The organism is Bacillus sp. LNXM12-1 (assembly GCF_003004375.1).
Classification (GTDB): domain Bacteria; phylum Bacillota; class Bacilli; order Bacillales; family Bacillaceae; genus Bacillus.
Genome location: NZ_PVWX01000006.1, coordinates 41,863 through 62,653 on the forward strand (window position 1 = coordinate 41,863; position 20,791 = coordinate 62,653).

General features: G+C 41.6%; 24 protein-coding genes, 1 rRNA gene and 2 other annotated features. All 25 genes read right to left on the reverse strand.

Annotated elements, in window-relative coordinates:
• Positions 1-86: 86 nt before the first annotated feature.
• The 25 genes from C6Y07_RS18190 to rrf all read right to left on the reverse strand — a co-directional run bounded on the left by C6Y07_RS18190 (position 87) and on the right by rrf (position 20,652).
• Positions 87-692 (reverse strand): class I SAM-dependent methyltransferase, encoded by a 606-nt coding sequence (locus C6Y07_RS18190; protein ID WP_044139657.1) that lies wholly within the window; start codon positions 690-692, stop codon positions 87-89.
• A 96-nt stretch (positions 693-788) separates the two neighbouring features.
• The gene (rplL, locus tag C6Y07_RS18195) at positions 789-1,154 is read right to left on the reverse strand and encodes a 50S ribosomal protein L7/L12 (protein ID WP_003216952.1); all 366 of its coding nucleotides are present in this window, start codon (positions 1,152-1,154) and stop codon (positions 789-791) included.
• Between the two features lie 41 nt (positions 1,155-1,195).
• Complete coding sequence (rplJ, locus tag C6Y07_RS18200) at positions 1,196-1,696, reverse strand: 50S ribosomal protein L10 (RefSeq protein WP_034665618.1); 501 nt, start codon at positions 1,694-1,696, stop codon at positions 1,196-1,198.
• A 69-nt stretch (positions 1,697-1,765) separates the two neighbouring features.
• Positions 1,766-1,906: a sequence feature (ribosomal protein L10 leader region), on the reverse strand.
• A gap of 48 nt (positions 1,907-1,954) precedes the next feature.
• Positions 1,955-2,653, reverse strand: a complete 699-nt coding sequence (gene rplA / locus C6Y07_RS18205) for a 50S ribosomal protein L1 (protein WP_034665623.1) — start codon at positions 2,651-2,653, stop codon at positions 1,955-1,957.
• 99 nt (positions 2,654-2,752) lie between these two features.
• Positions 2,753-3,178, reverse strand: a complete 426-nt coding sequence (gene rplK, locus C6Y07_RS18210) for a 50S ribosomal protein L11 (protein ID WP_003216956.1) — start codon at positions 3,176-3,178, stop codon at positions 2,753-2,755.
• A gap of 171 nt (positions 3,179-3,349) precedes the next feature.
• Positions 3,350-3,883, reverse strand: coding sequence for a transcription termination/antitermination protein NusG (nusG, locus tag C6Y07_RS18215; protein ID WP_003217197.1), 534 nt, complete (start codon positions 3,881-3,883; stop codon positions 3,350-3,352).
• A 170-nt stretch (positions 3,884-4,053) separates the two neighbouring features.
• Positions 4,054-4,230 carry a preprotein translocase subunit SecE gene (gene secE, locus C6Y07_RS18220; RefSeq protein ID WP_003216942.1) on the reverse strand — a complete coding sequence of 59 codons (177 nt, stop codon included), beginning with the start codon at positions 4,228-4,230 and terminating at the stop codon, positions 4,054-4,056.
• A gap of 34 nt (positions 4,231-4,264) precedes the next feature.
• A complete protein-coding gene (rpmG, locus tag C6Y07_RS18225; protein WP_012008694.1) occupies positions 4,265-4,414 on the reverse strand; it encodes a 50S ribosomal protein L33 in 150 nt (49 codons plus the stop codon).
• Positions 4,415-4,490: 76 nt separating this feature from the next.
• Positions 4,491-5,147: an RNA polymerase sporulation sigma factor SigH gene (sigH, locus tag C6Y07_RS18230; RefSeq protein ID WP_003217132.1), complete on the reverse strand. Its 657-nt coding sequence runs from the start codon at positions 5,145-5,147 to the stop codon at positions 4,491-4,493.
• Between the two features lie 63 nt (positions 5,148-5,210).
• A complete protein-coding gene (rae1, locus tag C6Y07_RS18235) occupies positions 5,211-5,723 on the reverse strand; it encodes a ribosome-dependent mRNA decay endonuclease Rae1/YacP (RefSeq protein ID WP_034665628.1) in 513 nt (170 codons plus the stop codon).
• A 2-nt stretch (positions 5,724-5,725) separates the two neighbouring features.
• Positions 5,726-6,475 (reverse strand): 23S rRNA (guanosine(2251)-2'-O)-methyltransferase RlmB, encoded by a 750-nt coding sequence (rlmB, locus tag C6Y07_RS18240; protein WP_034665632.1) that lies wholly within the window; start codon positions 6,473-6,475, stop codon positions 5,726-5,728.
• Positions 6,459-6,890, reverse strand: coding sequence for a Mini-ribonuclease 3 (locus C6Y07_RS18245; protein WP_034665636.1), 432 nt, complete (start codon positions 6,888-6,890; stop codon positions 6,459-6,461). Before C6Y07_RS18245 ends, rlmB begins: the two co-directional genes overlap by 17 nt.
• 3 nt (positions 6,891-6,893) lie before the next feature.
• Positions 6,894-8,294, reverse strand: a complete 1,401-nt coding sequence (cysS, locus tag C6Y07_RS18250; protein WP_106031909.1) for a cysteine--tRNA ligase — start codon at positions 8,292-8,294, stop codon at positions 6,894-6,896.
• Complete coding sequence (gene cysE / locus C6Y07_RS18255; protein WP_012008691.1) at positions 8,291-8,944, reverse strand: serine O-acetyltransferase; 654 nt, start codon at positions 8,942-8,944, stop codon at positions 8,291-8,293. Before cysE ends, cysS begins: the two co-directional genes overlap by 4 nt.
• An 81-nt stretch (positions 8,945-9,025) precedes the next feature.
• Positions 9,026-9,257: a binding site (T-box leader), on the reverse strand.
• Positions 9,257-10,708 carry a glutamate--tRNA ligase gene (gene gltX, locus C6Y07_RS18260; RefSeq protein ID WP_060595375.1) on the reverse strand — a complete coding sequence of 484 codons (1,452 nt, stop codon included), beginning with the start codon at positions 10,706-10,708 and terminating at the stop codon, positions 9,257-9,259. Its footprint overlaps the feature before it by 1 nt.
• A 94-nt stretch (positions 10,709-10,802) precedes the next feature.
• A complete protein-coding gene (ispF, locus tag C6Y07_RS18265; RefSeq protein ID WP_003216928.1) occupies positions 10,803-11,279 on the reverse strand; it encodes a 2-C-methyl-D-erythritol 2,4-cyclodiphosphate synthase in 477 nt (158 codons plus the stop codon).
• A 3-nt stretch (positions 11,280-11,282) separates the two neighbouring features.
• A complete protein-coding gene (ispD, locus tag C6Y07_RS18270; RefSeq protein ID WP_034665643.1) occupies positions 11,283-11,972 on the reverse strand; it encodes a 2-C-methyl-D-erythritol 4-phosphate cytidylyltransferase in 690 nt (229 codons plus the stop codon).
• 13 nt (positions 11,973-11,985) lie between these two features.
• The gene (locus tag C6Y07_RS18275) at positions 11,986-13,086 is read right to left on the reverse strand and encodes a PIN/TRAM domain-containing protein (RefSeq protein WP_003217214.1); all 1,101 of its coding nucleotides are present in this window, start codon (positions 13,084-13,086) and stop codon (positions 11,986-11,988) included.
• Positions 13,087-13,239: 153 nt separating this feature from the next.
• Positions 13,240-14,319 carry a DNA integrity scanning diadenylate cyclase DisA gene (disA, locus tag C6Y07_RS18280; RefSeq protein WP_012008686.1) on the reverse strand — a complete coding sequence of 360 codons (1,080 nt, stop codon included), beginning with the start codon at positions 14,317-14,319 and terminating at the stop codon, positions 13,240-13,242.
• Between the two features lie 2 nt (positions 14,320-14,321).
• Positions 14,322-15,701, reverse strand: a complete 1,380-nt coding sequence (radA, locus tag C6Y07_RS18285; RefSeq protein ID WP_034620767.1) for a DNA repair protein RadA — start codon at positions 15,699-15,701, stop codon at positions 14,322-14,324.
• Positions 15,702-15,794: 93 nt separating this feature from the next.
• Complete coding sequence (gene clpC, locus C6Y07_RS18290) at positions 15,795-18,230, reverse strand: ATP-dependent protease ATP-binding subunit ClpC (RefSeq protein WP_034665649.1); 2,436 nt, start codon at positions 18,228-18,230, stop codon at positions 15,795-15,797.
• On the reverse strand, positions 18,227-19,318 hold the full coding sequence (gene mcsB / locus C6Y07_RS18295) for a protein-arginine kinase McsB (protein ID WP_034665652.1): 1,092 nt from the start codon (positions 19,316-19,318) through the stop codon (positions 18,227-18,229). Before mcsB ends, clpC begins: the two co-directional genes overlap by 4 nt.
• A 4-nt stretch (positions 19,319-19,322) precedes the next feature.
• Positions 19,323-19,880, reverse strand: a complete 558-nt coding sequence (gene mcsA / locus C6Y07_RS18300) for a protein-arginine kinase activator protein McsA (RefSeq protein ID WP_066031441.1) — start codon at positions 19,878-19,880, stop codon at positions 19,323-19,325.
• 14 nt (positions 19,881-19,894) lie between these two features.
• Complete coding sequence (locus C6Y07_RS18305; RefSeq protein ID WP_003217184.1) at positions 19,895-20,359, reverse strand: CtsR family transcriptional regulator; 465 nt, start codon at positions 20,357-20,359, stop codon at positions 19,895-19,897.
• 177 nt (positions 20,360-20,536) lie between these two features.
• A 5S ribosomal RNA gene (gene rrf / locus C6Y07_RS18310) occupies positions 20,537-20,652 on the reverse strand.
• Positions 20,653-20,791: the final 139 nt, after the last annotated feature.

Consider the following 20,791-nt stretch of genomic DNA (forward strand, 5'->3'; position numbering starts at 1 on the left):
TTTATACAAAATAGTTGTTTTTTAAGCCTATCAAGCAAAATATACACATTGGCATTTTATAATGTTAACACAGCTAGGAAACTGCGTCAAACTTTTTTAGCTTTGATAATATAGTAGCCCTTTTTTTTCAATACAACCTCGACTTCTCCAAAGAGCTGTTCTAATTTTTCAATCGCAGATGGTCCGCCCTGCTTTTTCTGAATAACCACCCACAACTCACCTTCCGGCAATAAATGATCAGCACTTTTTTCAAAGATCGCATGTACAACTTTCTTCCCTGCCCGTATTGGGGGATTGGTCAGTATAGAGGCAAAAGCAGCTGATGAATGAACATTCGAGAACAAATCACTTTGATAGATGCGGACATTATCAATGCGATTATGTTTAGCGTTTTCCTTTGAAAGTTCGACTGCTCTTTCGTTCACATCAATCATATGAATGGTGCGGCTCGTCATTTCGTTTGCTAACGATAAGCCAATCGGTCCATAACCGCAACCGACATCTAAGACATCGCCATCCACGTCAGGTTCTTCAAAAGCTTCAATTAAAAGCCTTGAACCAAAGTCGACTTCTTTCTTAGAAAACACTCCACTGTCACTTGTAAAAGTAAAGGTACGGTTTCTCAAGGTGAAGTCCCATGTCTGTTTATTGCTTTTCACTGATGGCTTTTCCGTATAATAGTGGTCACTCATGATGAATGGACCTCCTCTGGATTCAATCGTTTCAGGAGAATAGAAAAGAAAAAGCCCGCCAGTAAAAGCGAGCTTTCCCAAAAGATTAGGCGAAGATTACTTAACTTCTACAGAAGCGCCAACTTCTTCAAGCTTAGCTTTAAGTTCTTCAGCTTCTTCTTTAGCAATACCTTCTTTAAGTGGTTTTGGAGTGTTGTCAACAAGTTCTTTAGCTTCTTTCAAGCCAAGACCAGTGATTTCACGAACCACTTTGATAACTTTGATTTTTTGGTCTCCAGCACCAGCAAGTACTAGATCAAAATCAGTTTTCTCTTCAGCAGCGGCACCACCAGCTGCAGCTACAGCTACAGGAGCAGCAGCAGTTACGCCAAATTCTTCTTCGATTGCTTTTACTAAGTCGTTTAACTCAAGTACAGTTGCTTCTTTAACTGAAGCAATGATTTCTTCGATATTTAAAGCCATTTGTAATTCCTCCATTTTAAGTTTTTTACGTTAAGTACGCATTAAGCGCCTTGTTCTTCTTTTTGTTCTGCAACTGCTTTAGTAGCAAGAGCAAGGTTACGAACTGGAGCTTGAAGAACGCTAAGCAACATAGAAAGTAAGCCTTCGCGAGACGGAAGTTCCGCAAGAGCCTTCACTTCTTCTACAGTCGCTACGTTTCCTTCGATGACACCAGCTTTGATTTCTAAAGCTTCGTGGCTTTTCGCAAATTCGTTGATGATTTTCGCAGGTGCGATAACATCTTCGTTACTGAATGCGATAGCGTTTGGACCTGTTAAGAAATCGTTTAAACCCGTTAGTTCAACTTGTTCAACTGCACGGCGAGTCAAAGTATTTTTGTAAACTTTGAATTCTACGCCAGCATCACGAAGCTGTTTACGAAGTTCAGTCACTTCAGAAACTGAAAGACCACGGTAATCTACAATTACAGTAGACATACTGTCTTTAAATTTAGAAGTAATTTCATCAACGACAACTTTTTTAGTATCGATTGCATTGCTCATGGTTACACCTCCTGTACATTCTTTGTGTAACACTTATACCGATCAGGCCATCACGTTCCTAACGAACGGTTCTCCATATAAAAAGCCTCCATTAAGACATGGAGGCTGTATATACAAGCATACGTTAACGTAAGACTGTGACATATACACCTCGGCGGGTTAATTAAGCCATAAGGCCCCTGCTGTCTACGGTATAAATGGACATATTCTATTTTACAACATTTTGATATTATCAAAACGATTGTGATAAGTCAAGATTTATTTTGCAGAGAAAGAAGATGGATCCACTTTCACGCCAGGGCCCATAGTAGTTGTAACAGAAACGTTTTTCACGTATACACCTTTAGCCGCTGCAGGTTTTGCTTTAAGGATTGTATCATAGATTGTTGCAAAGTTCTCAACAAGCTTTTCGTCCTCGAAAGAAACCTTTCCGATTGGCGCGTGGATGTTACCAGCTTTATCAACGCGGTATTCTACTTTACCAGCTTTGATTTCATTGATTGCTTTTTCTACTTCGAATGTAACAGTTCCTGTTTTAGGGTTTGGCATAAGACCTTTTGGTCCAAGTACACGACCGATCTTACCAACTTCACCCATCATGTCAGGTGTTGCAACGATTACATCGAATTCGAACCAGCCTTGTTGGATTTTAGTGATGTAATCAGAATCTCCAACGTAGTCTGCTCCAGCAGCTTCTGCTTCTTTTGCTTTTTCGCCTTTAGCGAACACAAGAACGCGTTGAGTTTTACCAGTTCCGTTAGGAAGTACAACTGCACCGCGGATTTGTTGATCGTTTTTACGAGGGTCTACGCCCAAACGAAAAGCAACTTCTACAGTCGCATCAAATTTCGCTGTATTTGCTTTTTTTGTAAGAGAAACAGCTTCAGCTACATCATACGCTTTAGTACGTTCGATCAGCTTAGCAGCTTCTACATACTTTTTACCTTTTTTAGCCATTATAAAAATCCTCCTTATGTGGTTTTAGCGGAATAACCTCCCACGAATAAGGGTTGCGAACTTGTCAAAACCAAACTCGCAACCCAACAAGACAATAAATTAATCTTCGATGACAATACCCATACTGCGTGCAGTACCTTCAACCATGCGCATAGCTGATTCAACGCTAGCAGCGTTTAAGTCAGGCATTTTTGTTTCCGCGATTTCGCGTACTTTATCACGCTTAACAGTTGCCACTTTATTACGGTTAGGTTCACCAGAACCAGACTCAATACCAGCTGCTTTTTTAAGTAAAACTGCAGCAGGTGGAGTTTTAGTAATAAATGTAAATGAACGGTCTTCAAAAACCGAAATTTCAACAGGAATGATAAGACCAGCTTGGTCAGCTGTACGAGCATTAAACTCCTTACAGAATCCCATGATATTAACACCGGCTTGACCTAGTGCAGGTCCAACTGGTGGAGCTGGGTTAGCTTTTCCAGCAGGAATTTGCAATTTAACAACTTTAACTACTTTTTTAGCCACGAGACACACCTCCTTAAAGTCCGTGATGTGGTAATAGGGGAATCCCCCTCCCACTCAACAACTTCATTCTTTATATGAATGACGAAATAACTAGCTAGCGATCTTGAGCGAACTCAAGACGTACCTTTGCTATATTACCACTTCTATACACTCATTTCAAGCTCTTTTGAATTACAATTTATCGATCTGCGTGAACTCAAGTTCCACGGGTGTTTCTCTACCAAACATATTAACGAATACTTTGACTTTGCTTTTATCGTAATCAATCTCTTCGATAGAGCCTGTGAAGTTAGCAAATGGTCCGTCGATTACCTTGACTGTTTCTTTTAATTCAAAGTCGATTTCTGTTTTGCGTTCTTCAAGACCCATTCTCTTCAGAATGGTTTCGGCTTCGCCTGGCAGCAGCGCTGTCGGCTTTGAGCCTGATCCAGCTGATCCAACGAATCCTGTGACACCTGGTGTATTACGAACAACATACCAAGAGTCGTCAGTCATCACGATTTCCACTAGGACATAGCCAGGGAATACTTTCTTTTTGACGACTTTTTTCTTACCATTTTTAATATCTGTTTCTTCTTCTTCTGGTACGACAACGCGGAAGATTTTATCCTGCATGCCCATTGATTCAACACGCTTTTCCAAATTCGCTTTTACTTTGTTTTCATAGCCAGAGTACGTATGCACAACATACCAATTCTTTTCCATTTCGTTCAGGACTATTCAGTCCTTCCCTCCCCACATTTCGTAATGTCTATTTGACGAATCTCGAGTACCGGTAAATATTTTCAAGCAATTGAAAAAACCCGTAAAACGGGTTTTTTGGCAAGTCATATTATGATCTATTATAGCACGTTCAGCAGACCATTATTCAAGTATTAATGAATTAATTCGATTAATTGTGAGATTCCTATATCAAGAAAAGAGAAAAAGATTGCAAAGAATACGACTGTTAAAATAACCGTGATTGTGTAGCGAATCATTTCGTTTTTCTTTGGCCAGCTGACCTTTTTCATTTCTTTCCCGACACTTTTTAAGAAACTGATAATACGCATGTAAAAGACCTCCACAGATTAAAGAACGCAAATCTTACTTCGTTTCTAAATGTGTTTTATGTGAATTACAAGTCTTGCAATATTTCTTAACTTCTAATCTTTCAGCTGCTGAAGCATCACTTTTCATTGTCGTATAATTGCGGCTTCCGCAGTCTTTACAGGCTAGAGTAATCTTTTTCCTCATATTTACACCTATTTTCTCGACATCATTTCCTTAGTACCTTATCACAGTGTCGAAAAAGCTGTCAATATAGGTTTGATTAGAGACTAATCTCGCGAAGCTCTAAATATTTCTCTAATTTTCTCTTTACTCTTTGGAGTGCGTTATCAATTGATTTCACATGACGGTTTAAATCTTCAGAAATCTCTTGATAGGATCTGCCATCAAGGTAAAGCACAAGTACCTTTCTTTCCAGCTCACTTAGTAGTTCCCCCATTTTCATTTCAATATCATCAAATTCTTCTTTGCTAATGATTAAATCTTCTGGGTTAAGCGCTTTAGCACCGGAAATGACGTCCAACAATGTTCTGTCTGATTCTTCATCATATATTGGCTTGTCTAATGATACATAGGAATTTAACGGGATATGTTTTTGGCGAGTAGCTGTTTTAATTGCGGTGATAATTTGGCGGGTAATACATAATTCTGCAAAAGCCTTAAATGAAGTAAGCTTGTCCTCTCTGAAATCGCGGATAGACTTATAAAGTCCGATCATCCCCTCTTGGACAATGTCCTCTCGATCCGCTCCAATCAAGAAATAAGATCTTGCTTTTGCACGTACAAAATTGCGGTATTTCGTTATTAAGTAATCTAGCGCATCACTATCTCCGACATGAACCCTTTCAATGACTTGTTCATCTTCCAACTGGCAAAATTGCTCTCTGATGGATTTATCCTTGCTGTTGTTTAGATTCACTTCGATCCCCCCGACCGCACCTAGATAGAAATATTATACATTAATGGTTGAAATATCGTCAAGCTATTCCAGATTCCCACGCCGCCATTTTTCAAACGTTTTCAATACATCTTCTGACAATTCAATCTTGGATACTGGTTTATCAGAAGTAATCTTTTTGACTCTCGTCTCTATCTTTCGTTCGATCACTTCAATCTCTCTCAAAAGCTCTCGAGCCGACTTCCGAAGAGCTCCTTGTCCAAAAATTGCCCATTGTTCTGTGAAGTCTGAGGTCGCCACATGAATTTGCGTCCGAACATTATTCAAATCCTGGGCCAGCTTTTCAATCCGCTCATCAGCTGTTTCATTCTCTCTCGTAAAGATGACCTCTACTCGGTGGTTGATCCGCTTTTTTTCGATTCCTTTGACCATATGGGCATCGAATACGACAATGACTCGATACCCTGTGTATGCTTGATATTCTGCTAAATTTTGAATCAGCACGTCTCTGGCTTCTTCAAAGCTGTTTTCCTTTAAGTGCTGCAGCCGAGGCCATGCACCTATCATGTTGTATCCATCGACTAAGAGGATGTCCATCTCTATTCTCCTAACGGATAACGTTTTCGATACACTTCATACATCAATAGACTAGCGGCAACTGATGCGTTTAACGAAGTGACCTTCCCGGCCATAGGCAACTTAATCAGAAAATCACACTTTTCCTTGATCAATCGGCCAATCCCTTTTCCTTCACTGCCAATCACAAGAGCAAGCGGCATCGTACCATCAAATTGTCTGTAATCCTGTTTGGCAGACGCATCTGTTCCCGCGACCCAGATTCCTCTTTCTTTCATCTCATCAAGAGCTCTTGAAAGATTGGTGACCTTGGCAACAGGAATATGTTCAATTGCCCCAGTAGATGCTTTGGCAACGGTTGTCGTTAAGCCGACCGCTCTCCTTTTCGGAATGACAATCCCGTGTGCACCTACAGCATCTGCTGTACGCATAATGGATCCTAAATTATGAGGATCTTCAATTTCATCTAAAATAAGAAAAAACGGCTGTTCATTCCGCTTTTCGGCGATTTGATACAGGTCGTCCAATTCCGCATATTCATATGCTGCTACTTGTGCAACGATTCCCTGGTGCTGACCTGTTACCATTTGATCAAGCTTTTTCCTCGGAACATACTGAATGGTGATATTTTGTTTTTTAGCGAGTTCAATGACCTGCTGGGCTTGTCCTTTTACAGTGTTTTCTGCCATCCAGAGCTTGTATAACTCCCGATCTGACTTCAGTGTTTCAATCACTGCATTTTTCCCAATCACATAATCATGTTGCTGACTCATTTGTCTTCCTCCCTGACGTTCCGATTTCAATCGCCTGACTAATCAGCTCTTCTAAGCGTTCGTCCTGCTTTTCAATAAATAAATAACCCATGAGCGCTTCAAGCGCCGTACTATAACGATACGTTTGAACGTCTGTGTTTTTAGGCACTGTGCCTGATTTTGCATTTCTTCCTCTTTTCAGCACCGCTTCTTCTGCTTCAGTGAAAAAGCCTTGCTGCTGAAGCGTAAATAAAATAGCTGCCTGAGATTTAGCTGAAACAATCTTGCTTGCTCGTTTGTGCAGCTCATTTGGTTTTGTCGCCCCCGTTTGGAGGAGGTGATGCCTCACATAGACTTCAAAAATGGCATCACCCATATAAGCAAGCGCAAGTCCGTTCAACTGTTTACCGTCTTTCAGCTTTTCAAAATTCAACATGACCTATTCTCCTCTTTTCCAGCGAGTACCTTGAGGAGTGTCCTCCAATACAATATTCATGCTCTTTAACTGGTCACGAATTTGATCAGATAGCGCAAAGTCACGATTTCTTCTAGCCTCATTGCGTTTTTCAATTAACGCTTCTACTTCTTCGTCAAGCGTGTGCTTTTCTTCTAATGAGAAGCCAAGAACAGACGTGATTTCTTGGAATAAGCCGATAAATGCCTTGATCACTTCCTCCGAAGTATGATCATTTTCCATATAATAATTCGCCTGTTTCGCAAGTTCGAATAAAACAGAAATTGCATTTGCCGTATTAAAGTCATCATTCATTTCAGAAATAAATGTCGCACGCTGCTCTTCAATCTTCGCCAGCCATTCAGTATTGTCTTCTGTGATATTCGTGCTGCTCTCAAGGCGATGATGTAAATTAGCATACGACGTTTTGAGTCGGTTAAACGCACTCTTTGTACTCTCTAGTAAATCCATTGAGTAGTTAATTGGATGACGGTAGTGAACCGACAACATAAAGAAGCGTAGCACATCAGGATCTTGTTCTTTCACAATGTCATGCACGAGCACAAAGTTGCCAAGTGATTTTGACATTTTTTCATTCTCAATATTAATATATCCGTTATGCATCCAATACTTCGCAAAAGGTTTCCCTGTCAAAGCCTCGGATTGAGCGATTTCATTTTCATGGTGAGGGAAGGTTAAATCCTGTCCGCCAGCATGAATGTCGATCGTATCACCTAAATATTTTTTAACCATGGCCGAGCATTCGATGTGCCAGCCTGGGCGTCCTTCGCCCCACGGGCTATCCCATGAGATTTCTTGATCCTTTGCAGCCTTCCATAAAGCAAAGTCCAGTGCATCTCGTTTCTTCTCACCTACACGAATACGAGCACCTGTCTTCAGTTCATCAATCGACTGGTGAGAAAGCTTTCCGTAGCCTTCAAATGAGCGTGTGCTGTAATACACGTCGCCATCCGCTTCATAGGCGTAGCCTTTTTCAATCAATGTCGCAATAAATGCAATGATATCATCCATATTTTCCGTCACTCGCGGGTGAAGGTCAGCTTTTTTGCAGCCTAGTGCACTGACGTCTTCAAAGTAGGCTTGGATAAAGCGGTCAGCAATCGTCGGAACATCTTCTCCGAGTTCATTGGCTGCTTTGATGAGTTTATCATCCACATCTGTAAAGTTTGATACAAAGTTCACATCATAGCCGCTGTATTCTAAATACTTACGTACAGTGTCATAAACAATAGCAGGTCTGGCATTCCCGATATGAATGTAGTTATAAACGGTTGGTCCGCACACATACATCTTGACCTTTCCTGGTTCAAGCGGGACAAATTCTTCTTTCTTACGTGTCAATGTATTATAAATATTGATTGTCATGATTGTTCTTCCTTTCTGCTCAATGAAGCCAGCTCACCTTTTAGCTTTTCCATTTCTCGTTCCAATTCTTTGAAACGATCGGAAATTGGATCTGGCAAATCTTGATGATTGAGATCACGATTGATTTTCTTTCCATTTTGAACGACGACTCGCCCAGGTATACCGACAACGGTGGAATGGTCTGGTACGTCCTTTAACACGACTGACCCCGCACCAATCTTGGCCCCTTTTCCGACTGTAATGGAACCAAGCACCTTTGCACCTGTCGCAATGAGGGCATCGTCTAAAATGGTCGGGTGCCGCTTTCCCTTTTCTTTCCCTGTTCCCCCTAGTGTCACGCCTTGGAAAACAGTGACGTTGTCTCCAATTTCACATGTTTCCCCAATCACCACTCCCATGCCGTGGTCAATGAAGAAGCGCCTGCCAATGGTTGCCGCAGGGTGAATTTCCACCCCTGTGAAAAACCGGCTGACCTGAGAAATGATCCGCGCAAGAAAGTACAGCTTACGCTTATAAAATGCGTGCGCGATACGATGAGCCCAAATCGCATGAAGCCCTGAATAGGTTAGCACTACTTCAATATAGCTTCTAGCAGCAGGATCTTGATCAAACACAGTATCAATATCTTCTTTCAGCATTTTGAAAAACACATGCTCCCCCCGTTCTTCCCCATCAATCTCTCTTAGGACTTGCTCTCTTTTTTGGACAAATAAAAAACGCCTCTGCCAAATGACAGAGACGTTTTGAAAACGCGGTTCCACTCTGTTTAGAAAGCCCTCATTTTGCAGCCTTCTCAACTTAATCCCATAACGGAGGGTACCGCCCTTGCATACTAACGTACTCGTGTTCCTCAAGGGTCTTGAGGGTGCATTTCCAACGTCTGCCCATAAGTCTCTTTCAGCCGGTGAAGACTCTTTCTGTGATGGACGAAAACATTGTACTTCTCCCTCGCAACGATTTCCTTATATTTGTTTAATGCGGTTTAATACCGTTTCTTTACCTAGTAGTTCAATACTTTGCGGAAGTTCTGGGCCATGCGTTTGTCCTGTGACAGCCACACGAATTGGCATGAATAGTTTCTTGCCTTTATGCCCTGTTTCTTTTTGTACCGCTTTAATAGCAGCCTTGATTTCATCAGGTGTGAAAGACTCAAGCCGTTCAAGCTGACCAGCAAAAGATGCCATGACTTCTGGTACTTGCTCCTCTGCTAAAACTTCCTTTGCCTCTTGATTATACTCAATTTGCTCCTTAAAGAACAACTCTGTTAACTCAACAATTTCTGCTCCATAGCTTAATTGTTCGTGATACAGAGAAATAAGCTTGCGCACCCACGTGTTTTCTTCTTCTGTCAGCTGCTCGCTTACCTTGCCTGCCTTTTGAAGATGCGGAAGTGTTAACGCAACAACCTGATCAAGATCAAGTGCCTTCACGTATTGGTTATTTACCCATTTTAGTTTATGCATATCGAATAGAGCTGGTGACTTAGAAAGTCGGTTTACATCGAAAATGTCGATGAATTGCTCTTTTGTAAACAGTTCTTCTTCGCCCACCGGAGACCATCCAAGTAGTGCAATGAAGTTGAACAGGGCTTCTGGTAAATAGCCCAAGTTTTTATATTGCTCGATGAATTGAATAATGGATTCATCACGCTTACTTAATTTTTTGCGGTTCTCGTTCACAATCAGCGTCATATGTCCGAATAGCGGAACATCCCAGCCAAATGCGTTGAAGATCATGATTTGTTTAGGCGTATTCGAAATGTGATCCTCTCCGCGGAGAATGTGAGTCATTTTCATCAAATGATCATCCACTGCTACAGCGAAGTTATAAGTTGGCGTGCCGTCTTTCTTCACAATGACAAAATCACCGATGCCGTCTGTCTCAAATGAAATATCGCCTTTGACCATGTCGTCAAATTTGATGATTTCTCCTTTTGGCACTCGGAAGCGGATACTTGGCTCTCTTCCTTCAGCGATCAGCTTGTCCTCTTCTTCTTTTGATAAATGGCTGCATTTACCAGAATATCGAGGCATTTCACTGCGGGCGATTTGTGCTTCACGCTCTTCCTCTAGCTCTTCAGCCGTACAATAGCACTTATACGCCAAGTCTTTCTCTAGCAGCTCATCATAATATTTTTTGTAAATCTCATTACGCTCTGATTGTCTGTAAGGACCATAGCCGCCATCTTTATCAATGCTCTCATCCCAATCAATACCGAGCCATTGCAGGTGGCGAAGCTGGCTTTCTTCTCCGCCTTCTACATTACGCTTTTGATCCGTATCTTCGATTCGAATAATAAATTTGCCGCCTTGACTGCGTGCGAACAAATAGTTGAAAAGAGCCGTTCTAGCATTCCCAATATGTAAATGACCAGTTGGACTCGGTGCATAACGAACACGCACTTCATTTCCCATGAGTTTAACTTCCTTTCATCTGCATCATGTTGTCTGACACCAATTTTTTATAAACGTATTTTATCATCAAATCCCATTCTCATCAAAATGGATTTCACTTTTTCTGAAGAAGCACTGTTGCCTGAGAGGCAATTCCTTCGCCTCTTCCTGTAAATCCAAGTTTCTCTGTCGTTGTTGCTTTCACATTCACCTGTGTGACATCTGCCTCAAGCGCTTCTGCAATCTTCTCACACATTGGTTGAATGTAAGGTGCCATTTTGGGCTTTTGCGCCATGATGGTGCAATCAATATTCACAAGTGTGTAGCCTTTTTCCTTTACTAGTGCCCACACATGCTGCAGTAATTTAAAAGAATCCGCATCCTTAAACTCAGGATCTGTGTCTGGGAAATGCCTGCCGATATCTCCTTCAGCAATCGCACCTAGGCAGGCATCTGCCACTGTGTGAAGCAGTACATCAGCGTCTGAATGCCCAAGCAGCCCCTTTTCATATGGGATGGTGACCCCGCCGATAATCAAAGGTCTTCCCTCTGTTAATTGATGTACATCAAAGCCTTGTCCTATTCTCAACATGATCTAGTACCCTCTTTCCGCATCCATAATTGCCTTGGCAACCAATAAATCATCCGGTGTCGTCAGCTTAATATTGGTGTAATCTCCTTGGACAATATACACGTTTTCACCATGTAATTGTTCCACAAGACTGGCGTCGTCTGTTCCAAGAAAGCCGGTCCGCTCCGCATATTCATGCGCCTCTTTTAAAATAGAATGACGAAAAGCTTGTGGGGTCTGGACTGCCCACAAGCTCTGACGTTCAATGGTTTGTTCCACTTTGCCTTCTTGAACGCGCTTGATTGTGTCTTTCACTGGTACCGCTACAACTGCGGAGCCTTTTTCAATCGCCGCTTTAACGAGCAAGTCAATCTGTGTATGCTTAATAAAAGGCCTTGCCCCATCATGAACAAGCACGATGTCTGCATCTTTCACAGCCTTTAATCCTTCGTATACACTTTGCTGACGTTCTTCACCGCCAGTGACAAGTGAAACAGGCGTTTGAAAAGCGTGTACCTTGAGTAGCCTTTCAAAGTCTTGACGCTCCTCTTCATTGATCGCTAGGATCATGCGTTTGCATTGCGAATGAGCGTCAAACACCTTTAGTGTATGAATAATGACCGGCATTCTTTTCAGCTCAATAAAAAGCTTATTGCGGCCGGCCTTCATTCGTTTCCCCTGCCCCGCAGCCGGAATAACTACTTCATAATACATGTTCGTTCTCCCTTTAGAGCGCCTTCTCCAGAAGTTTTGGCTTCGCAAAAATCATTCTTCCAGCAGCAGTCTGCAGCACACTTGTGACGAGCACATCGATGTCTTTTCCAATGTAATTGCGTCCTTCTTCGACCACAATCATCGTACCGTCATCTAAGTAAGCAACACCTTGGTTATGCTCTTTCCCATCTTTAATGACCTGTACCTTCATTTCTTCCCCAGGTAGCACAACCGGTTTCACCGCATTGGCTAGATCATTGATGTTTAACACTGCTACTTTTTGAAGTTCGCATACTTTATTTAAATTAAAATCATTTGTCACAACAACACCTGAAGTTAATTTAGCGAGCTTCACAAGCTTGCTATCAACCTCTTGAATGTCTTCAAAGTCACCTTCGTAAATTTCAACTTTGATATCTAATTCTTTTTGAATACGATTTAAAATATCAAGACCTCTTCGGCCTCTATTTCTCTTTAATACATCAGAAGAGTCTGCAATATGCTGTAATTCCTCGAGCACAAATTGAGGAATGACCATGACACCTTCTAAGAATCCAGTTTGACAAATATCTGCGATTCTTCCATCAATGATAACACTTGTGTCTAAAATTTTCAGCTTTTTATCTTCTATTTCAGGTTCATCATCAGCTGCTCCTTTTTTCTTGGTGACCTTTGCAGATCGGGAGAACAGCCCCATCATTTCATCCTTCTTCTTAAACCCTACCTGAAATCCAAGGTATCCTAAAAAGAAAGCCAGGAAAATCGGAATAATGGTACCAAAAATATGATATGGGATATTGTTTAGCGGGATCACGTTTACAATAAGATATGCTAGAATAAGTCCAAATACTAATCCGAAACTTCCAGATATAAGATCAGGAAGAGGCGCCTTTAATAGAGAATCCTCGATCCATTTCACCCAATTAACCACATAGCCTGTGCACCATTTGCCGATGATAAAGAACACAGCGGCTCCTATTAGTGCTGAAGAGTAAGCATTTGTTATGAAAGGTATGTCCTTTACATTTAACAGCAGAAATAACTCTGGAATGATAAAAATCCCTACAACTGCACCAAAAATGATAAAAAACGCCTGAACGATTCTTTTTAACATACCTTCACCTCCTTTATTTTTCATCTGTCAATCCACCCTCACCTGACATTGATATATGTTTAAGTTTCCTATCATAATCAACAGAAAACAAAAGCATCATTAATATACCCATATTCATCCATTTTTAACCGTGTTTAAGAAAAATTTCTCTCCTTATAGCTGGCGGTCGATATAATGTTTTTCTTGCAGTCTTTTTAATCCTTTTTTTATCTTTTTCGCTCTTACTTCTCCAATTCCTTCTACTTCATCCAAATCTTGTACATCCGCTTCCATAATTCGATCTAACACACCGAACGCTTCAACCACGTTTTCGACGATTGGCATAGGCAGTCTAGGGATTTTGTGAAGCAATCTGTAGCCTCTTGTGTACACATATTCGTCAATATTTGTAGAAGCTGGATAGCCAAGTAACTTGTACAGAATGGAGTCATCTAAAAGCTCAAAGCTAGACATATCTTGGAGCTGTTTAAGCAGAACATATGGATCTTTAATCTTTTCTTTCACATAATCTTTAATAAATAAAGCCGCTTCCTGCTCCATATCCGTAATCAGTTCATTGACTTGCAGACGGATCAAATGTCCTTCTGTTCCGAGCTCTTTGATATACATATTGATTTCATTTTTGATTCTAAGCACCATCTCGTAACGATGCAGCACGGATAATACATCACCAAAGGTCACAAGCTCTTCAAATTCTAGGGCGCTTAGCGCAGAAATGGCGTGATCTAAAATGGTTTTATATTTCTCAAGTGTTTGTATGGCTTGGTTGGCCTTCGTTAAAATAAAGCCAATATCTTTCAGCGTATAACGACGATTCCCTTGGTATAAGGTAATGACGTTCCTCCGTTCAGAAATCGCAATGATTAAGCAGCCTGTCTGCTTCGCTACACGTTCAGCAGTACGGTGCCTCATGCCCGTTTCCGATGAATGGATGGTTGCATCTGGCATCAGCTGTGTATTCGCATACAAGATCTTTTGACCAGAATCGCTTAAAATAATGGCTCCATCCATCTTAGCCAATTCATATAAGTGTGCTGGGGAGAAGGCAGAGTTAATATGAAACCCTCCATCTACAACACTCTTGACTTTGTCGTTATAACCAACAACAATGAGCCCGCCAGTATTGGCCCTCAGGACATTTTCGATCCCAGCCCGAAGAGGTGTCCCTGGTGCCACAAACTGTACGATATCTAAGAGATCGAGTTCTCTCGCTCCTTTTTTCTCTTTTTCCATTTCTATGATCCCCCTAGTGAAATTCGAAGTGCCTCCGCTACATTTTCTACACCGACTAACTCAATCCCTCTCGGCTTTTTCCATCCATCTATATTCGCCTGAGGAATAAACATTCGCTTAAATCCTAGTTTCGCAGCTTCCTGCACACGCTGTTCAATTCTTGATACTCTTCTGACTTCTCCCGTCAGACCGACCTCTCCTATAAAGCAATCCGCTTGATGCGGCGCTGCGTCTTTAAAGCTTGAAGCAATACTGACGGCAATGGCCAAGTCAATCGCCGGTTCGTCAAGCTTCACACCGCCTGCGACCTTTAAATACGCATCTTGGTTTTGCAGCAGCAGTCCGACACGTTTTTCTAAAACCGCCATGAGCAATGACACACGATTATGATCAAGGCCTGTAGCCATTCTCCGTGGATTTCCAAAGCTTGTCGGTGAAATTAATGCTTGTATCTCGACAAGAACAGGTCTTGTTCCTTCCATTGAGGCAACAACACACGATCCAGATACACCTGCCGAACGTTCTTCTAAGAAAATTTCGGATGGGTTTAATACTTCCGTGAGTCCTTCCTCTCTCATTTCAAAAATCCCTAGTTCATTCGTCGAGCCAAATCGGTTTTTCACCGCACGTAAGATACGAAACGTATGATGACGCTCGCCTTCAAAATAAAGAACCGTGTCCACCATATGCTCTAAAAGGCGTGGACCTGCGATCGAGCCTTCTTTGGTCACGTGACCAACGATAAATATTGGAATACCATTTGTCTTGGCAATTTTCATCAGCTGTGCTGTACATTCTCTCACTTGAGATACAGACCCAGGAGCTGACGTAATATCGCTTTGATAAACGGTTTGAATCGAATCCACCACGACAAAAGCGGGTTTCATCTCTTGTATAGCAGACGTTATATACTCCATATCGGTTTCAGCCAAAACATGTAAAGAGGTGCTTTTTATGCCGAGGCGGTCCGCTCTTAGCTTCGTTTGTTTAATGGACTCCTCACCAGATATGTATAATACATTCTGATTTTTGTCTGAGAGCTGTGCTGATACTTGTAATAATAATGTGGACTTCCCAATCCCAGGATCTCCGCCAATGAGAACAAGAGAGCCTTTGACAATTCCACTTCCTAATACTCGGTTAAATTCTTCTAAATTCGTTTTGATTCGGGGTTCATCTGATGTTTCAATTGCAGATATAGGTGAAGGTTTTTGAATGGTTTGAACAGAATGATTAAAAGCGCTTCGACGGTTTGCCGGCTCTTTGCGAACGACCTCTTCTGTCATACTGTTCCACGTGCCGCAGCCTGGACATTTCCCCATCCATTTGGCTGACTCATAACCGCACGATTGGCATATAAATTTTGATTTTGTCTTAGCCATAGATTGAAGAATACAACTCCTTATACTGATCAGAAAATAAGTAAAGGGAGGCATACACTTTACTGGTATGCCTCACACTTTTTTCTTACTATATTAGTTCGTAGCAGCCGTCGTTTTTACGACAATTTCTCCATCTTCCACATCTAATACGATATGTTGACCTTTTTCAATATTACCCTTCAGAAGCTCCTCAGAAAGTCGATCCTCCACATGCTTTTGAATCGCTCTTCTTAACGGGCGCGCACCGTACTCAAGATCTACACCTTCGTCGGCAATCTTCGCTTTTGCTGCTTCCGTCAATTCGATTGAAAGGTCTTGTTCTTTTAATCGTTTCGTCAATTGATCAGACATGAGAGACACGATCTCTTTTAGATGTTTCTTTTCAAGTGAATGGAAGACAATGATTTCATCAATACGGTTGATGAATTCTGGTCTAAATGCACGCTTCAACTCGCCCATCACTTTGCCTTTCATATCCTTGTAATTTTGTCCTTCATCCTGCACATTAAAGCCAACATATTTATTTCGCTTCAATTCACTAGCTCCAACGTTGGATGTCATGATCAAAATCGTATTTCTAAAGTCAACGGTACGCCCTTTAGAATCAGTCAGACGGCCATCTTCTAACACTTGTAGCAAAATGTTGAATACATCTGGATGTGCCTTTTCAATCTCGTCTAAAAGCACAACAGAATAAGGTTTTCTTCTCACTTTTTCAGTCAGTTGACCGCCTTCTTCATAGCCAACATAGCCTGGAGGTGACCCAACAAGTCTAGATGTAGAGTGTTTTTCCATGTATTCAGACATATCAATACGGATCATCGCTTCTTCATCACCGAAAATAGACTCTGCGAGTGCTCTTGCAAGCTCCGTTTTACCAACCCCTGTTGGGCCTAAGAAGATAAAGGAGCCGATTGGACGTTTTGGATCTTTTAGGCCAGCACGCGCACGTCTCACAGCTTTTGCTACAGCGACAACCGCTTCATCCTGCCCGATCACACGAGAATGGAGCAATTGTTCCATATTGAGAAGCTTATCTGTTTCTGTTTGTGCAATTTTTGAAACAGGCACTCCCGTCCAGCTAGAGACAACCATTGCGATATCATCCACTGATACCTCTGAATTCTCCTGTCCTTGCTTTTCTTTCCAAGATTTCTTTGTGACTTCTACTTTTTCACGCAAACGCTGTTCCGTATCGCGAAGAGAAGCTGCTTTTTCAAATTCCTGACTTTGAACAGCAGCATCCTTTTCCTTGCGTACTTCATCGAGCTTTTGCTCTAGTTCTTTTAGGTTAGGCGGTGTTGTGAAAGAACGTAAGCGGACTTTCGAACCTGCCTCATCAATTAAATCAATCGCCTTATCTGGAAGGAAACGATCAGAAATATAACGGTCAGACAGCTTCACCGCCGCCTCAATCGCTTCATCCGTAATGGACACACGGTGATGTGCCTCATAACGATCTCTAAGTCCTCTTAAGATTTGAATACTTTCATCAACAGATGGCTGATCCACTTGAATTGGCTGGAAACGTCGTTCAAGCGCAGCATCCTTTTCAATATATTTACGGTACTCATCTAACGTTGTCGCCCCGATACATTGAAGCTCTCCACGTGCTAAGGATGGTTTGAGAATATTAGATGCGTCAATCGCACCCTCTGCTCCACCAGCACCAATGAGTGTATGAAGCTCATCAATGAAGAGAATGATATTTCCTGCCTGACGAATTTCGTCCATGACTTTTTTCAAACGATCCTCAAATTCACCACGATATTTCGTTCCCGCTACAACGGTTCCCATATCAAGTGTCATCACTCGTTTATCGCGCAGGATTTCAGGCACTTCATTATGAATAATTTGCTGCGCAAGACCTTCAGCGATGGCTGTTTTACCAACACCAGGCTCACCAATCAGCACAGGGTTATTTTTTGTTCTTCTGCTTAGGACCTCAATGACACGCTGAATTTCTTTGCTTCGTCCAATGACAGGGTCCAAACTGTCTTCTTTCGCAATAGCTGTTAAATCCCTTGCCAAGCTATCTAATGTTGGTGTATTTGCATTGCTGTTAGAGCCAGCGGCAGATGCACCTGTTTCATTGCTGCCAAGCAGCTGCAGAACTTGCTGACGTGCTTTATTTAAGCTCACTCCGAGGTTATTTAAAACGCGGGCAGCTACACCCTCTCCCTCGCGAATAAGACCTAATAGAATATGTTCTGTCCCTACATAGGAATGACCTAGCTTTCTTGCTTCATCCATTGAAAGCTCAGTGACCTTCTTCGCTCTAGGCGTATAATGAGGAATAGCTTGAGACACCTCTTGCCCTCTTCCAATCAAGCTTTCGACTTCTTTTTGGATTTTATCTGAAACAAGGCCCAGTGCTTCTAACGCTTTTGCGGCGATGCCCTCACCCTCACGTACTAGACCAAGTAAAATGTGCTCAGTACCAATGTTCTTATGGCCTAGGCGAATGGCTTCTTCTTGTGCAAGTGCTAATACCTTTTGAGCTCTTTCAGTGAATCTTCCAAACATCATATCGTTTCATCCTCCTGTCCATTCCTATGCATTTCTAAACGCAGCCTTTCTCTAATAATCGCTGCTCGTTTTATATCTCGTTCATTTGGCTCCAAAGCTCCTCCTGAGTACTGTTGAAGAAAGCCTGGCTGAGTCAAAATCATGAGTTCATTCAGTATATTACTTGAAAGCCCCTTAATGATACCTAAATCAATTCCAAGGCGCACATCTGACAAACACTTTGCTGTTTCCTTTGATTCAATCATACGACAATTGGACAATATCCCTAAGGAACGGTACACTCTGTCCTCAAGTTCAATTTGAGATGTTTGATATAACGCCTTTCGTGCAGATCGCTCTTGTTCAATGAGCTGAGCGGTCACACTATTTAAGTCGTCTACAATATCTTCTTCTGATTGACCAAGTGTCATTTGATTTGAAATTTGAAAGATGTTCCCTATTGCTTCGCTACCTTCACCATAAATTCCTCTGACTACAAGACCTAATTGATTAATGGCCGGAATAATTCGATTCATTTGTCTTGTGAGGGCTAAAGCTGGTAAATGCATCATGACCGATGCCCTAATACCTGTACCTACATTAGTTGGACAGCTTGTTAAGTATCCCCGCTTTTCAGAAAACGCATAATCCACTTGCTCTTCAATCCAGTCATCTATCTGATTAGCCGCTTTTAATGCATTGGCTAGTTGGAAACCTGGGAATAAGCATTGGATTCGAATATGGTCTTCTTCATTCAGCATCACACTGATTTCCTCATTTTCAGAAAGCAAACAACCGCCAAATCTTGATTCTGCTAAGTTTGGGCTGATCAAATGCTTTTCAACAAGTACTCTCTTTGCTAAAGGCTGCGTTTCATTCATACGAATCAGAACAAAGTTTCCGATGTCCTTCACTTCCTGGCTAGCAAACTTTTGCTCGAATTGCTGGAGGACAGCTTCAGCCTCTTCTTGAGAAAACTGAGTTGGGAAACGAACATGCTCTAGGTTGCGTGCTAGCCGGATTCGACTGCTTAGAACAATGTCACTTTCTGGTCCTTTTTGTTTCATCCATTGACTTAAAGCGTCTTGAATAAAATGCTGGAGCGACATGTTGTTAATCTCCCTCCCTCTGCTGAGATTGTTCATGCTCTAATGCACGAATTTGATCTCGAACTTCCGCTGCCTTTTCGAACTCTTCTTGTTCAATTAACTGTTTCAGCTCTTGCTGCATCATCTCAAGTTTCCGGCGGACATGAAGACTGCCGGCAATCCGTTTAGGCACTTTTCCATTATGGACTGTATTTCCACTATGGACTTTCCGTAAAACAGGGTTCAGATACTGATCAAATGAACGATAGCATTCTGCACAGCCAAAACGGCCTGTTTTTCTGAATTGTTGAAAGGTTAAGCCACACTTAGGACATTGATCCACTTCTCTCGCTTCTTGAAAAATAGAAGATCCCTTATTAGCACTTGTGGTAAAGCTAGGATCAATATTCAATAAACCTGATAATAAGTTGTGAATCGAGAAACCTTGGTTTCCACTCATAGCATATGAATCACTGTTTTCTTTTGCACATTGTTCACATATGTGCATTTCTTGTTTTTCTCCATTTATAACTTTCGTAAAGTGAAAAGTGGCTGGTCTCTCATTGCATTCTTGACAAATCAATCTTTTCACCCGCTTTACTTTAATTTCAAAGCATTTAACATCGCTTTCATCATCCGAGCCCGCAATTCATCTCGTTCAGGTAAATCAATGTGCAAAACAGAACGGTCCATGACACTGATCATCATCTTAGCTTCTCTTTCAGATAAAATGTTATTTTCTACAAGACGCATGATGATATGATCAGAGGCAGCCTGTGATAAACGATGATATATTTGGGAAATAATGTTGTTCAATAAGTCGACTTCATCATTCATTTTGACTTTAATGATGCGGATATAGCCACCGCCGCCACGCTTACTTTCAACGATATAGCCTCTCTCGCTCGTAAAGCGTGTATTGATAACATAGTTAATTTGTGAAGGTACGCATTGAAACTTATCTGCAATTTCATTGCGCTTAATTTCTAATATTTCTCGACCATTCTGATCCAAGACTTCCTTCAAATACTGCTCGATGATATCAGAAATATTTTGTGCCACTCCGCCTCCTCCTCCATTGACTTTGACTATATTTGACTTTAACCTTACTATAAATTTTTTCGATCGATTTTTCAAGATAATCGCTCAACTAAGAATATTATTTCCACATTTATATGGTGTCAAACCTCTCAAAAACACAAAAAAGACCTGTTCCGTATGGAACTGATCCTTAGAAAAGCTTGGCGGCGTCCTACTCTCACAGGGGGAGACCCCCAACTACCATCGGCGCTGAAGAGCTTAACTTCCGTGTTCGGTATGGGAACGGGTGTGACCTCTTCGCTATCGCCACCAAACCTGATGGAGAGAATGTTCTCTCAAAACTAGATAACAATGTTCATGCTTCACATTAGAATATAGGTTAAGTCCTCGATCTATTAGTATCTGTCAGCTCCACGTGTCACCACGCTTCCACCTCAGACCTATCAACCTGAT